We start from the raw sequence: 16,148 nt of genomic DNA, 5'->3' as shown, positions 1-16,148 counted from the left end.
GAGAAAATCTCTATAAAGTTTTCTTTATAAACACCTTTTTAATTAAAGTTTTGATAAACATGGGGAAATTTCTTAAGTAATCTTGCCCAGGAGCCAGCGCGAGATGGATGACATAACAAAAAAAATTAATTGCAAGTGTCATTATAAGTAGGTAGGCACGAAAAAGGGTGTAGGATAGTAGATCATCTTACTAATTGTGAGACTTGCGTAATACCAAATTTACATGAAGTTGCAGAGAATAAAGGTACTATATGAAACGACATCCTACTTATGGTACCTCAACTGATTCTGGCGATCGCCGATCGTGCACAGAGTCAGCGATCGACTGCCAGAGCACTTTATATCAAATCTGTTAGCATCGGAATTATTCCTATCTCTCTTCTCGACCTCTGCGTGAATCTGCGTCAATCCATTGTTATCTGCGGTCCGAGAATTTCTCTTTTTTAAACCGCAGATACAGGCAGATAAACACAGATTAACACAGATGAATTATATGACTTCCGGTTGCACGGTCCGTGGTTGACTGTTGACTGGATTTTACACCCGACGATGCTACCGGATTTGATATTAGCTATGAGACAGGGGTTTTTAACCCCTGTCGTACTATCAGACTCACGAGTTTCTCGGAATGTCTGAACCCGTGCCAGACGCCCGAAATCAATCTCAAATTAATCCGAAATTCTCCGCGCTGATACTGTTAGCAGAAACTCCGGTGAGAGAGGCTAAAATCTCCCCTGTTTGTGCAAACCGGATTAATGTTGCACCCCTATCTTGGACAATGGCCAATTCCGAGAAACTCAGTCCGTTACCCAATACTAACAAGTCTTGACTGACTTCAAAATCAGTAATCGTATCACTACCGGAATTGGTAGAGAGTAGGAATTTATCTGCTCCCATTCCTCCTGTCAAACTATCATTTCCCAAACCGCCATTGAGAAAATCATCTCCCTTACCTCCAAACAAGGCATCATCACCGCTACTTCCGAGCAAAGTCTCGCTACCTTGGCCGCCGAAAACCGAGTCATTTCCCATACCGTTGTCGAAGGAAGCCTTGCCCCTCAGGTCCCTCAAAACATCATTTCCGCTGTCGCCAGTCAGGATATCCTCGCCATCTGTAGCGATAATTGCTTCCGGCAAATTGCTGCCCAAATATACGTCGTCGCTGACGATAGAACTTGCAAACTCAACAGGCAATCTTACATCTTCAATTATGCTATCTAAAAAAGTATCTGTATTGTCAGCAACTAGCTGGGAAATATCTATCTTTCCCGCACCAACTTCTCTGAAGTCTTGAGTAGTTTCGCCCAAGGCTACTTGTTGCACGCGGGCAACAGATTCACGAATTGAGCTTGGTGTTGGCTGGGAGACAGCCGCATCAATGCGTTGATTTTCTGTTGCCATTACTATCGCAGCTTGCGAACCAATTTCGGTAACAGTTTTACTGGTAAAACTCGGGTCAATCTGCTGAATTTTAGCGGCTGCTTGCTGAATTATTGGTTCTAAATCTGCGGCCTTGCTGAGGTTTAAAACTTTACCAGATTGAATTGGATCCGTAATTGAATTGACAACAGCCTTGACAATATCCTTCTTAGCTGCCCCAGAAGCACCGTCAATTAAAGCGCTAGTTTGAGTGATGAAGTTTTGGACTTGCACCATTTCTCTTAAGACTTCGACACCGCCCGGTAAATTGTTCTCGGTAGCGTGTATGGGGTCTAAGCTAGTTAGGTCAACTTCAGCGGGGAGTCCAAGGCTGGCTTTGACTAAAGATTGGGCTTTTTCTGGTGCATTTCCCTTGTCAATTAAATCTACTACCAAAGTCGTTAACATCGTCACAACAGTAGCATCCGCAGGTGCAGTGACGGGTGTTTCTAGTGGCAAATTAGTATCGGTGTCAATGCCGCCAAAAGCAACTATATTGCCTTCCTCTGCATCAATTTTCCCATTCTGATTTTTGTCATACTTTTCCAAGGAAATATCAAGTGCGTATTCACCTTTAGGGCCAGTTATTGTAGAGGATTCGTCCGCATCCTTTACCCCATTCTTGTTAGCATCAAAGAACACAGTAGCGCCAGCAATGTAACCGTCGATTACAGAACCATGACAATTGTAACCATGGAAAAATTCTATATCCGATGCACCAGCAGCATCCGTGGCTGTTACCCGAATCCAGTAGTCTTTCCCCGGCAAGATATTGTTGTTATAAAGGAAAGTGCGACTGGTGGAATCCAAAGTCAATCCTATTGGTAAGGGACTAGTGCTGGTCCAAACTGTCGGGACTGGCGATCCCGATGGCGACCCGCTGACAGGTCGCCACGTCCAATTGGTCACATTTTGATACCAATCAGCAGTGTAAGTCAGGGTATCGTTCGGATCGGGGTCAGTAAAAGTGTTGCTTCCAAAAGTAAACTGCAATGTGTTAGTATTCGGAACCCGTTGCAAGCTCAAATGTTGGTCGCGGATCGGAGTGGTCAAGACAGGCGGACGGTTGGGGGGTTTCCTGAGAAGGGCTTTCCAGAGATTTAAACGCCCTCCGCTGACCGTGTTTCCATTCAGAGAAGGAAGCGGGTCTGTAGTGTTCATTAAGATCTCTTTTAGCTGTGCAGGTGTCCGGCTAGGATCTTGAGCTAAGAGCAGGGCCGCTGCACCTGCCACATGAGGGGCAGCCCTTGAGGTGCCATCCCTTAACTGGTACCGATTGCCAGGAATCGTGCTAAGAATACTCTGCCCTGGAGCCCCTAAGTCTACTGAAGTTGTTCCATAGTTGGAGAACCCAGCTAACTGGTCATTGTGTGTCGTGGCCGCTACCGAAATGATATTAGGGAGATCGTAGCTGGAAGGGTAGACCGGGGTAGTATCATTGTTATTAGTTTGACTACCTGCTTCTGCTACGAACAAAACGCCCATATCATTAGCACGGCCGATCGCATCTTTCTCAAATTGGGAGCCAACAGAACGCCGATAACTAGCATTAATCACCTTTGCACCATTTTTGGTCGCATAGTTAATAGCGTCTACTATGGCAGTGAGGGGGGCGGAGCCGCTCGATGAAAAACTTTTTAAGGGCATAATGCTAACATTTGGACTCACACCTACAACGCCCATGTTGTTATTGCCAACTGCCCCAATAGTACCGGCAACATGACTTCCCTGACTGTAGTCATCCATTGGATCGTTATCATTATTTATGAAGTCGTAGCCGCGCACGTCATCTATGTATCCGTTATTGTCGTTGTCAATTCCATCGTTTGGATCCGCTGTATTCGTCCAGATATTAGCAGCAAGGTCTGGGTGGTTGTAGTCCACGCCCGAATCAATTACTGCTACTACCACATTTTGGCTGCCTTGTTGAATATCCCAGGCTTCTGGTGCATCAATATCAGCATCCGGAGTTCCACCAGTTTGTCCGGTATTATTCAAAGCCCAAAGTCGATGAAATAGCGGATCGTTTGGCGTGAACTGAAGCGATATATTGTTGAGGGACTGGTTGAAGTTAACGCTCTCTGAAAAGGGATCGAGCGATACTTTGTGATTAAGTTCAACTGCTTCCACTGGCGTGGACTGAAGCGATATATCGTTGAGGGACTGGTTGAAGTTAACGCTGTTTGAAAACGGATCGAGCGATACTTTGTAATTAAGTTCAACTGCTTCCACTCTGGGATCTTGAGCTAAGTTCGCTTTAACCTCTTGCAGGTCTGTATTGGCAGCTATTTTCACCACTCGCCATTGTGATAATTGGTTTGGTCTTGAGATAAAATTTTCCTTTGGAAGCGCAAACTTTTCATTTCCGAACGCACTACTGGGGGAAAATATATCACTTGAAAATTCAGAATCAATGGCCTTAGACCTAGGACTTGGAGATATCAGGTTTTCGGCTTCGATCGCGCCGTTAGCTGCAAATAAATCCTTCTCGATTTTAGCTCCGGTTGCGTCAGGTCTTAACTTAACTAAAAGCTCACCTGATTTGTATTCCTCACCAGTTACAGGGTCAAAGTCAAACGTGATATTTCTAGGATCATCTAGCGGATCGAGGACGAATGGCGGATCGAGGACGAATGGCTCATCGGGGACGAATGGCCCATCGGGGACGAATGGCCCATCGGGGACGAATGGCTCATCGACAGGAGTAATAGAAACACCAGCGGTATCATTCTCCTTAACAGCTAAGTCTGTTATTCCGTCGCCGTTAAAATCACCGACATCGACGAAGACAGCATCGGAACCCACGGGAAAGTTATTTGCCGCATCCAAACTATTCAAAACGTACTCGTAACCTGCTAACACTTCGGCTTCAAATACCAGCGGCGTTTCAATTTTCCCGGTTCTGACTTCCAGTTCCCAGTCCCCGCCCTTTGCTACACTTCCCGTGAGGTTTTGGGAAGCTGCAACGTTTGTATTTGTGAGTTGGGCAATTCGTTGGATGAAGGCGAAACCGTCTAGATATCTGGCCGGTTCATCATCTATGGCGCATTCATTATTTATGGCGTATTCATCCGATCCGCCAGGGAATGAATTCCCTGTCTCATAGCGAAAGTCCTCTGAAGAGGACTGTTTATTGAGGTTGTTTTCAGTCGGTTTCAACCGACTTGAGCTTTGAGCCTGGGAATTCATTCCCTGGCGGACTTTCGGGTAAGCAATCGGTTTCAACCGATTTGAGCTTTGAGCTTGGGGTTTCAACCCTTGACGGACTTTCGGGTAAGAGGCTGATGCGACATTGCAACCGTAAATCAGAATGTCAGCACCCAGATTTAAAGCACTCCGCCACTGCTGCAATTGCTCGGAATAAGCTTCCAGATTATCTAAACTCACGCTACCGTCGCCGAGTTGCAAGCTGCCGGGAGCACCGTGAGAAACTATGTGAATGCTGTCTATATTGCTGCGAAGAGCTAAAATATCAGTAATTTGGTCGATCGCATCCCGGTTCCCATCCAAAACGACTACTTCCGTACCCGGTTTTACTCCGGCCATCAAACTTTGATAATTTTCAACTTGAGTGTCGATAAAGGCGATCGCACTTCCTGAAGCTTGAGTCTTCAAATTTCTCAAAATACACCTAGTGATGGCTAAAAAAAGACAAGGATTTCCCTGTTTCGCGACTTTCGTCCGAAACTATTCCTGAAGGTTGTAGTAACAATAACGGTTTTTTTATAAAATATATATAAAGTTTTCTTTACAAACACTTTTATAATTAAAGTTTTGATCGAGGTGGGGAAACTTATTAAGTAATATCACGGATGAGCCAGCGCGAGGTTGATCGCACAACACAAAAACCGTTCAATAGCAACTGTGATTATACTTAAATATTAAGATCGGGATTTTTGATACAGATGTGCGAGGGGCGGGTTTATTCAGGACTACGTAACAGGCACATACGCAGGGTGTCCCGGAGCCCAAAAACCTGTTGAAATTGAAATAATCAATATAGTAGAGCACCATACAAGTTGATTTAACTGTGACACTTGGCTTTAGTCCTACATCCATCGCGTGTTCATCGGTTCCGCCTGGGGTTGAAACCCCCGTCTCATATCATGTCCGGTCGAGGGACCGCGATTTTTGTAGGGGAGGGTTCGCCAACAATACCTGCCAATAATTGACCATCTCAAAAACCCGCCCCGACCGGGATATTATGGTTAATCGATGCGACATGATATCACAGCTAAAGCAAGGGTGGGGGCGGGTTTACGAGATTATTGGTCTTAGGCACTGATGGTTGGTAAAACCCGCCCCAACAAGTTATTCGTTAGAATCTTTAAGGGCGATTCCCTACGGGATAGCTTCGCTTCACGTACTTACTTCAAACTCGCATCTATCCCCGCTAAAATCTCCTCAGCTTCCCTGCAAATAGCCCCGTGACAGCAACCATTACTCGCCAACAATCCCCCCCACTGACTCACATCTCCCCGGTTGTATTGCAAAGCAGAACCGTCAAAACGAGTAAATCGGCCGCCCGCTTCAGTCAAAATTAATTCCGGCGCCGCTAAATCCCAATCTTTAGGCGCAGACTTTCCCGAAATAGCAATATAAACATCAGCCTTTTGTTCCACAATAGTCGCAATTTTACAGCCGATACTACCGACAGCTATTTGATTTTGACAACGCAGTTTTTGTAACAATTGATTAAAGCGATCGCCCCGGTGACTGCGGCTGGTTACTATAGATAAATCTGCCACTATATTTCGCGCCGAAACCTGCAATTTGACCGTAGAACCGACCCGAGTTTCCCCAAAAGCACCCGCATCGCGGATTGCGTAATAAATCTTTTGCTGTTCGGGCCAAGCCACAACAGCCAATACCGGTCTTCCCTGATAGACTAAAGCAATGTGAACTGCAAATTCCCCGGTCCTGTCAATAAAATCTCGCGTTCCATCCAAAGGGTCAATAATCCAAACCCAACTTTGAGGTAAGGGAATTTGACCGTTAGTTTCTAAATAAGATTTGTAAGTTTCTTCGCTGAGATAGCCAAATTCTGCATTCCCTAAAGCCGACTGCAATTCCTCGAGAATATAAGAATTGACAGCGACATCGGCGGCGGTGACGGGGCCATCTTTTTTCTCTTGGATGTCGAGGTTAGGAGTGTGAGAATCCTGGCGATAATAGGATTGTAGGATATCTGATGCACTCCAGGCGATCGATCGCGAAATTTCGCTTAACTGTTCGAGAGTTTTCATTAATTTCTTTTTTTGAACCGCAGATGGGACACGGGCGGGACGCCCATGCCACGCAGATGTTTTACTTCCAGGCTGTGTCTGGGAATGCCTACCCGGAGGCTATGCCTGCTTCTTCCTGTTGGCAAAATCAGCAGCATATCATTCTTTTTCCTATTAGTAGAATCGCAGAGTAAGCCTCTAGATATGCGTTACCGTGTATAGCCTAGTAACGAGAAATTACCAATTAATATGAGGATATTTCCATTCATAATAATTGGGAAACACAAAATTAGTAAACGAAACCGAAATACTAACCTCTAATGATTTTACATGATGCCACCAACCGACAGGAATAAAAATAGCTTCTCCCGGTTCCAAAATCACTTCAATAATTTTCGCATCTCTGTAAAGCGGGTATTTGTCGTAATCGGGATTTTCGCCGTCAACTTTGCTGAAAACGCCGACGTGATTGTAAAGCAGAGGTGTTTGTTGGGGAGAAATCAACTTAATTAGTTTGCGGCCCGACACTTGCGCTAAAATTAAATTAACTGGGTCGTGGTGCAGCGGTGTAATGGTGCCTTTGGGTCCGAACCAAAAGAAAACTCTGCCTTTTGTATCGGCGGGATTGAGGTATTCTGGGAATATTTCGATGTCGTTAAATAGCGGTTTAAATTCCTCTCTTTCCAGAGTTTGGTTGTTAGCAACCATGTAGTAGTCGTTGCTAGGCCCGCCATTGACTACCATCTCTATATATTTGCGGAAAAAAACAGTTTTTTTGTGATTTTCTATCTTAATTTCGTAATTCGGGTCTGAGTTGCGGTTGGCTTGAATTTGTACCTCTGCATGGCCATATTTTTGTTGCAAATACTCCGGCGTCCACAACTGCAATGCTTTCCAGTTGTGCATGATGTTGGTAATAATTACTGGAGTATTTTTTGCGTAGTAATTTTCGAGAAAATACTCTCGGGAAAGGCTGCTTTTGCGTTCGATTGTGCCAAACTTGGAAGAGAGTGCAGCTAATTGATTGTTGATCCTGAGTTGCGATTCCAGTTTCTGCAATAACTGCACGTATTGGCTACCTGCTTGGAAGTAGGGATGAGAGGATATTTCCCTAACTTCTGCGGTGGCTGTTTCGGCATCTATGCCGCTACTTACTAGGGCTTGAATGATTTCTGCATCGGGTTGATTTAATAATTTGTTGGCCGCCACCCACTGTTTCAGATTGTCGGGGATTTCTTGTTTGCTTTGAGTAAGTAGATTTGGTAGGTTTTGTGTCAGCCATTCTAGGTTAACCTGTTGTTGTTCTGTCAGGGTAATCCGCAAAGGGGGAAGGGTGATAGTTAGGGGTTGGGTGTCAGGCATGATTCGGGTATTTTGAGGTTGTTTCACTAATATAGCAATTTTAACGAACCGCGAAGGCGCGAAGGGCGCGAAGGAAGAGAGGGAAGGTGTTGAGAGTTTTTGTCAAGGTTGTTATGAGGATTTTAAGTTAACAAGTGTTGTCTGTTCAAGTTTTCTAGTTGGGATAGGTTTTTACCGGAGACTTTGGTTAATTTTCAATTAAAATTCACCTTTATTCATCCAGTCGCGGGTTCCGAATTTTTTGCAGGAATGGGAAGCGATTTTAGCTGCTGCGGTGAGAGTATCTGTAAAGTTATTTTGCAAAATGTAGTGACAGAAAGCCCCGTGAAAAATATCGCCGGCGCCTAAAGTGTCTGTGGCTTGAATTTGAGGTACTTCTATACTGCTGTAAGTGCCATTGCTGAGGTATAAAATTGATTTTTGACCGCGAGTGATGGCAATATGGGAAATTCCTGCTGCTGAGAGGTAAGCAAAGACTTGTTCGGAATTGTAGCAGTTGGGCGGATGAAAGTTATCCGAACATACAGCCCATTCAATAAAAGGTAATATTTCTTCTAATCCGGGTTTCCAACTGCCGCCGTCGAGGAGAATTGGTATGTTTTTTGAGTGGGCAAGTTGAGCAATTTCTTGGCTGGCTGCGATCTGATGTCCGTCAACCAGTACAATATTAACGGATGTTAAAATATCCTGGTTAATTGCTTGACGGTCAACCTGAGATTTAGTAGCATTGATGGAAATTACAGATCGATCGCCCGTTGCTTCAGTTACAATAATCGAGGAAACTGGCGGCGAGTGCGATCGCCCGGGCTCCAAATCAATTATCCTGACATTATACTCCGCTAAGTCTGCACGAATTAATTGGGCGATCGCGTGAGTGCCCAAAACACCAGCCCATACTGCCGCATTCCCCAAATAGCTAAAAGTGACCGCAGCATTTGCCGCCGGCCCGCCTGCTGCAATGGTACAATCTGAAGCAACAACTTTCTGATTTTCACCCGGAGGCTTCCCGGCCAAATAAACTAAATCTAAAGTCGCCAATCCCAAAAACAATCCGGTTTTCATATCTTCTTAAATGTGTGGCATGGGCCTGTGGCATGGGCCTGTGGCATGGGCGTCCCGCCCGTGTCCCATCGTTAAAAAATCCAAATCTTAAAATGCAAGCAAATCCCAATACAGGAACACTTTACATCGTAGGAACCCCGATCGGCAACCTGGAAGACATGACCTTTCGCGCCATCCGAATTTTGCAAACAGTAGACTTCATCGCCGCCGAAGATACCCGCCATACAGGCAAACTTTTGCACCATTTTCAAATCAAAACTCCCCAAATCAGCTATCACGAACACAACCAACACCAGCGGCTTCCCGAACTCACCGACAAACTGCTTTTAGGCAAAGATATCGCCCTCGTCACCGATGCCGGAATGCCGGGAATTTCTGACCCCGGATACGAGTTGGTCAAAGCCTGCGCCGATGCTAATATTAACATTATTCCCATTCCCGGCCCGACCGCCTGCATTGTTGGGATAACTGCATCAGGATTACCCACAGAGAGATTTGTATTTGAAGGTTTCTTACCCGTGAAAGGTCAAGAACGCCAACAGAGTTTAGAAACTTTGCGCATAGAATCCCGCACTATAATATTATACGAATCTCCGCACCGATTGCGACAAACTTTACAAGATTTAGCAAATAGTTTGGGAAGCGACAGACAGATTGTGCTGGCGAGAGAGTTAACTAAAATGCACGAAGAGTTTTGGCGCGGTAGTATAGAAAGTGCGATCGAGCTTTACACCAATCGCGAACCCCAGGGAGAATTTACCCTCGTAATTGCCGGTATCCAAACAGCCGCACCAATATTTTCCGAAGACGCCATCAAAGCAGAATTGCAAACATTAATTGCAGAAGGCATAACTCGTTCCCAAGCCAGCCGCCAGCTAGCGCAACAAACATCCCTCCCCCGCCGCCAAATCTACCAACTCGCCCTCACAATTGGCGACAATGAATCACTAGAACAACCCTTAGATGAATTGTGAATATCTCTCTTCTCTTCTCCTCTGCGCCCTCTGTGCCCTCTGCGGTTCATAAAAAAATCTTGTTCGCACAACAAATAACATTGCTATAAAATAATACCAAAAAATTTCTATGGTACGCGGAAATTACGATCGACAAAAACCATATTTACGCAACCCCCACATCAACAAACCAATCGCCGAAATTTATGCAGACTTAGACGCCTTTAGCTGGGAGATATTTGAAGACCAACCCGACCGCTTCGATACAGTCAGTTTCTACGTCTTGCTTCCCCCACTGTTTTACGAAGGGCGTTTCATCAAAGGAATTTACTTCAGCGAAGGAGTCGAAGTCATAAACAAATTATTTCCCCAACTTTCCTCAGTATTTTTCTCCTTCACCTATTCCCCCGGAATCTCCTATTCCTGGGCCCCCATAGCTGACGCCTACTCGAGTTTATACAAAAACCCGCAGCGAGATAAGTGGTTTCGCGAAACTTATGTCGATCGCGCCCACAAACCAATCATACCACTGCAAGACACCGACTTCATCAACGAATACTTAATTTCCCCGCGCAACGTTCCCGCCAAAGACATCGACCTCCTCGCCGTCGCCCGACTCTCCGAAGAAAAAAATTTGCCAATCATAGCCAAAGCCTTAAAAGTTTACCGCCAAAAATATCCGCAAAAACCGATAAAATTAACAGTAGTCACCGGACACGACTTTGATGCTAACACCATGCAAGGACTCGATGAAAACGCTTTAAACGAATGGCGGCAAATCGAGACAATTTTAACCAATCCCTTTGACTACATTAAGTTAGTGCCGAGAGTTGACTACTACAGCGAAATCCCCACATATTATTCGCGAGCACAAGCATTCGTCCTCGGTTCCCTTCTCGAAGGAAAAAACCGGGGAATTACCGAAGCCATGAGTTGCAACGTACCAGTAATTTGTTTTGAAGAATTCAACCAATACGCCAGAGGCAACTCGCCAGTTTTCTCCCAAGGTGCGGGTCTTTACGCCAAATTTGACCCAGAATCTCTCGCAGATACTATATATACAGTATTGGAAAATCTAAGAGAATTTAAACCGCGATATCAGTATTTAAAGCATTGCGGGCGCAAGAACTTTTTCAATACTTGTATAGACAGTTTTCCTTACTATCAGCACAACATTCCCGACTACAAGCCAGGAGATGCGATTAACAATTTGTGGCTGGATTTAGCAGTTCAACAAAATTATCAAGTTAGTTTGAACAGCTTTTTGTACGGAGGTTCTCCCTTGTCTCATATTCGCGGGATAAATGCGATTGAGCACAATTTCGGCGAGTTAACAAAATTCAAATGACAGATAATTCGGAATAATGAAACCACAGAGGGCACAGAGGACACAGAGGAAGAGAAGAGGGAGATGAATAATTCTGATGTCAACGGATTTGAGATTAGTCTTCATAGCGAGGACTTTCGCTAAAAGCCCCGTGTAATTCATTCCCTAGTGACTGGTAGATGGTCGGCTTCAGTTGACACCGATGCCCTAGGCCCTATGCCCTATGACAATATCCTCAAAAATCTTACTTGCCAAAACTCTAGCTAAATTCACAGGAACAGCATTGCCGACCATTTTGTATCCATCAGCAATATACTTGTACTTAAAAATAAACTCATCCGGGAAAGTCTGAACTCTCGCGCACTCTCGCACAGAAAGCCGACGGTAAGGCAGAGGCGAATTGGGGTCAAAAATGCGTTTGTCTTTGCCAACCAAAATCATTTTACTAGCTTGAGGATGAAGAGGTGCGTGTCTGCCGCTTGCCTGAATTGTAAAAGAAGGTTCTGACCAACTTCTAACTCGATTCCGCGACATATAAATGCTCGAAAACCCCAAATCCGCACATTCGTGATTTTGGACATAATCGTGATAATTATCTAATTTACCCTTAACTGACATAGGGGCGATCGCCTGCAAATCAAAAATCGCATCTTTCAGCGTCAAAACCTCGGTTCCAGGTTCGGGAAACTCAAAACCAAAACCCAGAGTTTCCCGATAGCCAACAACAATCACCCTTTGCCTATCTTGCGGAACACCAAAATGTCTAGCATTCAACAACTTGTACGAAACCCGATATCCGATGTCCTCAAACTGCGATAATATATAAGTGAAAGCATCCTTATTTCTGGCAGCCAAGATACCGCTAACATTCTCAGCTAAAAAAAACAAAGGCTGCTTGTCCCGCACAATTCTGATATACTCCCAGAAAAGTTGACCCCGACAGTCATCAATCCCCCGTTTCGCCCCCGCTTCACTCCAACTTTGACAAGGAGGCCCGCCGATTATCCCAATACATTTGGGAATTTCCTCAGATTTGATTTTTCTGATATCTCTGCGATCTAAAATAGTTTCAGGATGATTGAAATTATACGTATCCCAAATAGACTTATCATATTCATTCGCCCAAACCGCATTAAAGCCAGCCAAGCGAAAACCCAAATCCAACCCGCCACAACCCGAAAACAGAGAAATAATATTCATACCAATCGACATCTATCTCCTCTCTTCCTTCGCGCCCTTCGCGCCTTCGCGGTTCGTTAAAAAATCCAATAATTCTCAATGAATGCAGAATCCATCCTTCAATCTTACCAACACTTCGGCGTCCACCTCGGGCTAGAAAGAATTCACCAACTTCTCCAAAAACTAGACAACCCCCACAAACAAGTACCCATTATCCACATTGCCGGCACCAATGGCAAAGGTTCCGTTTGCGCTTATCTCTCTTCCGTACTAACAGAAGCAGGCTATCGAGTTGGACGCTACACATCCCCGCACCTAATCGATTGGACCGAAAGAATTTGCATCAACCAAAAACCGATTTCGCCAACAGAATTGCAACAGTGTCTAGAACGAGTTGTCGCCGCTACTCAAAACAACACCGAAACTCCCACTCAATTTGAAATAATCACCGCCGCAGCTTGGCTGTATTTCGCCGAACAAAAAACAGACATCGCAGTCATAGAAACTGGATTGGGCGGTAGATTAGACGCGACTAACGTTTGCGAAACACCTCTCGCTAGCGTCATTACTTCTATCAGTCTCGACCACTGGCAAATACTCGGCCCCACCGTGGCAGATATTGCTGGGGAAAAAGCGGGAATTCTTAAAGCAAAATGTCCGGCAGTTATCGGAGAATTGCCAGAATCAGCTAGAATAGTAGTAGAAAAACGCATTCAAGAATTAGACTGTCCGGCAACTTGGGTAAAACCAGCAAGAGATTTAGGACAAGGATTCGCAGAATATCAGTTAAATCAAAATGCGGTTAAAATAAAATATCAATTGCCGCTGCTGGGAAAAATTCAACTAATGAATTCAGCAATTGCGATCGCAACTTTGCAAACTCTCCAACAGCAAGGATGGCAAATTCCCCCAACCGCGATCGAAAACGGTATCGCCAAAACCCAATGGCCCGGAAGACTCCAGCAGACAACTTGGAAAAACCGCAATATATTAATTGACGGCGCGCACAACCCCGCCGCAGCTATCGCCCTGCGTGAATATGTCGATAATCTTAACAGTTCCCAACCACCGATTAACTGGGTAATCGGCATTCTTGCGACTAAAGACTGCGATGATATTTTGAAAGCATTACTCAAAAAGGGCGATCGGCTTTACTTAGTACCCGTACCCGATCCAAACTCATCATCCCCCGCAGAATTAGCCGCCCTAGCTCAAAGTATCTGTCCCGAATTAAGTCTCTGTCAAGCCTTCCCCGACTTAACAACAGCTTTAGATGCTGCTGTTGCAGGTGACAACCTAACAATCCTTTGCGGTTCGCTTTATCTCGTCGGGTATTTTCTGCAACAAAAACAACAACAATCCCAAGCTTAAGCGCATCAGAATTGTGTTTCTTCCTCAGTAAAGATAGGAGGCCACAATTCAGAAACGCGCAATTCCCAACCTGGAAAAAGTTCTGCTACTGTTAAGATATCGCCATTTCCTAAAACAGTCGGTTCACCTGTAGAGCGATAAATAGTCACTGTTTCTTCATCAGGATCGATCAGAATTCCGACGATCGCACCCAGTTCTATAAACTTCAAAACCTTGGTTTCTATAAGCTTAATGCGATCGCTCTGAGATTTAATCTCAACCACCAAATCGGGGACAAGTTCTCCAAAATAACGCGGACTTTGGCGCAAGCGGGCGGCGCGCACAAAAAAAACATCCGGCGCTTTGACATTCGTATCCGGCATGATGAAACCGCCTGCGGAGTCAAAGACTCTCCCCAAGCGACGGGGATAAACCCAGTTACCCAGCAAGCGAATCAAAATACTGCTGATTTCACTGGATACGATGTCTGATGGCCCAACAATTGAAAGTCTCCCGTCTTCTAGTTCTATTTTGTAATCTAAACCCGCTTCGGAAAAAAGGGTTTGAACTTGGTTTAAATCTTTGAGTGTCATCGCTGGCATAAGAATTTTATCCTATTCCGATCTGAGCTTTGATTTTAACACAAGTCAAATTTCTGAATATAGCAATCCTAAATCATTTGTGAATTTCTTACTCCCTCCCCTTGATAAGGGGAGGGTTGGGGTGGGGTAAAAAATTTACGACTCCTGCAAGGATTGCTATATTTGAGGAATTCAGGCTATATTCCTACAAATCAGCAATCAAGCTGAATTGAGAAAGGCGATCGCACGGGATAAATAAACCCGGTTTCTGGAATGAGCGATCGTTCTTATCAACAAACATTTACCTCTCAAATAGTCGAGATTGACTTATCCAGAGTTCTCCTCGGACTCCGCGTTGTGAAGAGGCGGTAATTTCATCATCCGATAATAACTTAAAAGCTTATATATAAATCATTTGTGAATTTCTTACTCCCTCCCCTTAGTAAGGGGAAGGTTGGGGTGGGGTAAAAAATTTACGACTCCTGCAAGGATTGCTATATATGCTTATATATATGGCGGCACAGATTCCCATTATTTAATAATACGTCAAGTGGCAGCAAAAAGCAAGGGGCGAGAGCAAAAAAGATTAATGCCTAATGCCCAATGCCCAATGCCCAATTTTTATTACAATATAAGTGAGTTTAGAAAAATTTAGAGATAGAAGTTTATGAGCAGCATTATATCGGTGCAAACGCTAATTGAATATATAGAAGCTTTGCCAGCCCAAGAGCAAACTTTACTATTTGACGAGCTTTTCAGGCGAAACATAATCAAGCAGCGTCAGGAAAACAATACAGCAGCACTGAAGGCGTCTATCATGGCAGAAAGAGAAAATCCGCGCCAGGAAAACACCGAGCAGACAGTCAAGACAAAAACACTCTTAACAGGTAACGCTACCTGCGACATTCGCGCAGCCGATCGCACTAACTCGGGGGGCGACCTCGACAGCTCAACTGCTCACATAATCATTAAAAACGAATCAGACAGAACAGTCAGTGCAGCGTTGCTGGGATGGCCCGAATGTAAAGCATTTGGCGAGACGCGATCGCAAGCACTGCAAAACCTTCACGATTTAGTAAATGCCCAGCTAGCCGAAGCAGAAATCGTCTCTGTCAAACTCACGAATAGTCGATCGAACAATCCTTGGGTGAGGTTAGCTGGTAAGTATGAAAACGATCCGTATTACGATGAGGTATTGGCACACATAGAAGAATATCGCCGCGAACTCGATGCAGAAACCGAAGCTTATTACAGTCAAATTGACGCTGCAGTTGAGACAGAATGAGCCTATACATACTTGATACGGATTGTTTCTCCCTTTGGCAACAGAATCATCCAATGATGGTGCAGCGGGTCGAGGTTAACGCAGAAAACCTTGCTGTAACTATTGTAACATTAGAGGAAGTAATTCGCGGCTGGTTCAATGTTATCAACCAGGCTTCGGCACCTTCGCAAGCGGACAAATTAGTATGGGGTTACACCAGGTTATGGGATACATTAGATGATTTCAAAAATCTCAACATTCTGAAATTTGACCATAATGCTTTCACTATTTACACTGAGTTCCGTCGTCAAAAAATACGCAGCGGCACGCAAGATTTGCTGATTGCTGCTATTAGACCTCTTGCAAAAATCCTTTTCCTCAATTGATGGGACGGGCTCTTCGGCCCATCCCACAAGAAAAAATAAC

13 protein-coding genes are annotated in these 16,148 nt (G+C 44.7%); 6 read left to right on the top strand and 7 right to left on the bottom strand.

Annotated elements, in window-relative coordinates; all coding sequences use genetic code 11:
- Window positions 1-270 precede the first annotated feature (270 nt).
- On the top strand, window positions 271-447 hold the full coding sequence (locus QUB61_RS01105; RefSeq protein ID WP_333125143.1) for a hypothetical protein: 177 nt from the start codon (window positions 271-273) through the stop codon (window positions 445-447).
- Between the two features lie 216 nt (window positions 448-663).
- On the opposite strand, the gene QUB61_RS01100 is transcribed toward QUB61_RS01105, so the two are convergent.
- The 5 genes from QUB61_RS01100 to QUB61_RS01085 all read right to left on the bottom strand — a co-directional run bounded on the left by QUB61_RS01100 (window position 664) and on the right by QUB61_RS01085 (window position 9,068).
- The gene (locus QUB61_RS01100; protein WP_333125145.1) at window positions 664-5,043 is read right to left on the bottom strand and encodes a DUF4347 domain-containing protein; all 4,380 of its coding nucleotides are present in this window, start codon (window positions 5,041-5,043) and stop codon (window positions 664-666) included.
- Between the two features lie 610 nt (window positions 5,044-5,653).
- Window positions 5,654-5,734, bottom strand: coding sequence for a cyclic lactone autoinducer peptide (locus QUB61_RS39705; RefSeq protein ID WP_445300195.1), 81 nt, complete (start codon window positions 5,732-5,734; stop codon window positions 5,654-5,656).
- Window positions 5,735-5,786: 52 nt separating this feature from the next.
- A complete protein-coding gene (locus QUB61_RS01095) occupies window positions 5,787-6,665 on the bottom strand; it encodes an inositol monophosphatase family protein (RefSeq protein ID WP_333125148.1) in 879 nt (292 codons plus the stop codon).
- Window positions 6,666-6,881: 216 nt separating this feature from the next.
- The gene (locus QUB61_RS01090) at window positions 6,882-8,006 is read right to left on the bottom strand and encodes a cupin-like domain-containing protein (RefSeq protein ID WP_333125150.1); all 1,125 of its coding nucleotides are present in this window, start codon (window positions 8,004-8,006) and stop codon (window positions 6,882-6,884) included.
- A 198-nt stretch (window positions 8,007-8,204) separates the two neighbouring features.
- On the bottom strand, window positions 8,205-9,068 hold the full coding sequence (locus QUB61_RS01085) for a PfkB family carbohydrate kinase (RefSeq protein WP_333125152.1): 864 nt from the start codon (window positions 9,066-9,068) through the stop codon (window positions 8,205-8,207).
- Between the two features lie 92 nt (window positions 9,069-9,160).
- Between QUB61_RS01085 and rsmI the strand changes: the two genes are divergently transcribed.
- Both rsmI and QUB61_RS01075 read left to right on the top strand, forming a co-directional pair.
- Complete coding sequence (gene rsmI / locus QUB61_RS01080) at window positions 9,161-10,042, top strand: 16S rRNA (cytidine(1402)-2'-O)-methyltransferase (RefSeq protein WP_333125154.1); 882 nt, start codon at window positions 9,161-9,163, stop codon at window positions 10,040-10,042.
- Between the two features lie 109 nt (window positions 10,043-10,151).
- Window positions 10,152-11,369 (top strand): glycosyltransferase, encoded by a 1,218-nt coding sequence (locus tag QUB61_RS01075; protein ID WP_333125157.1) that lies wholly within the window; start codon window positions 10,152-10,154, stop codon window positions 11,367-11,369.
- Window positions 11,370-11,555: 186 nt separating this feature from the next.
- Here QUB61_RS01075 and QUB61_RS01070 read toward each other — a convergent pair whose 3' ends face one another.
- Window positions 11,556-12,548 (bottom strand): DNA cytosine methyltransferase, encoded by a 993-nt coding sequence (locus tag QUB61_RS01070; protein ID WP_333125160.1) that lies wholly within the window; start codon window positions 12,546-12,548, stop codon window positions 11,556-11,558.
- A 78-nt stretch (window positions 12,549-12,626) separates the two neighbouring features.
- Between QUB61_RS01070 and QUB61_RS01065 the strand changes: the two genes are divergently transcribed.
- Window positions 12,627-13,898, top strand: coding sequence for a folylpolyglutamate synthase/dihydrofolate synthase family protein (locus QUB61_RS01065; RefSeq protein ID WP_333125162.1), 1,272 nt, complete (start codon window positions 12,627-12,629; stop codon window positions 13,896-13,898).
- 5 nt (window positions 13,899-13,903) lie between these two features.
- Here QUB61_RS01065 and QUB61_RS01060 read toward each other — a convergent pair whose 3' ends face one another.
- On the bottom strand, window positions 13,904-14,479 hold the full coding sequence (locus QUB61_RS01060) for a Uma2 family endonuclease (protein ID WP_333125164.1): 576 nt from the start codon (window positions 14,477-14,479) through the stop codon (window positions 13,904-13,906).
- Window positions 14,480-15,125: 646 nt separating this feature from the next.
- On the opposite strand from QUB61_RS01060, the gene QUB61_RS01055 reads away from it, so the two are divergent.
- The gene (locus QUB61_RS01055) at window positions 15,126-15,743 is read left to right on the top strand and encodes a hypothetical protein (RefSeq protein WP_333125167.1); all 618 of its coding nucleotides are present in this window, start codon (window positions 15,126-15,128) and stop codon (window positions 15,741-15,743) included.
- A complete protein-coding gene (locus tag QUB61_RS01050; protein ID WP_333125171.1) occupies window positions 15,740-16,108 on the top strand; it encodes a type II toxin-antitoxin system VapC family toxin in 369 nt (122 codons plus the stop codon). The genes QUB61_RS01055 and QUB61_RS01050 overlap by 4 nt, the downstream gene beginning before the upstream one ends.
- The last annotated feature ends 40 nt before the right edge of the window (window positions 16,109-16,148 follow it).

This window comes from Microcoleus sp. C2D2 (genome assembly GCF_036702495.1).
Classification (GTDB): Bacteria; Cyanobacteriota; Cyanobacteriia; order Cyanobacteriales; family Microcoleaceae; genus Microcoleus.
This window is presented reverse-complemented; position numbering and strand designations above follow the sequence as displayed.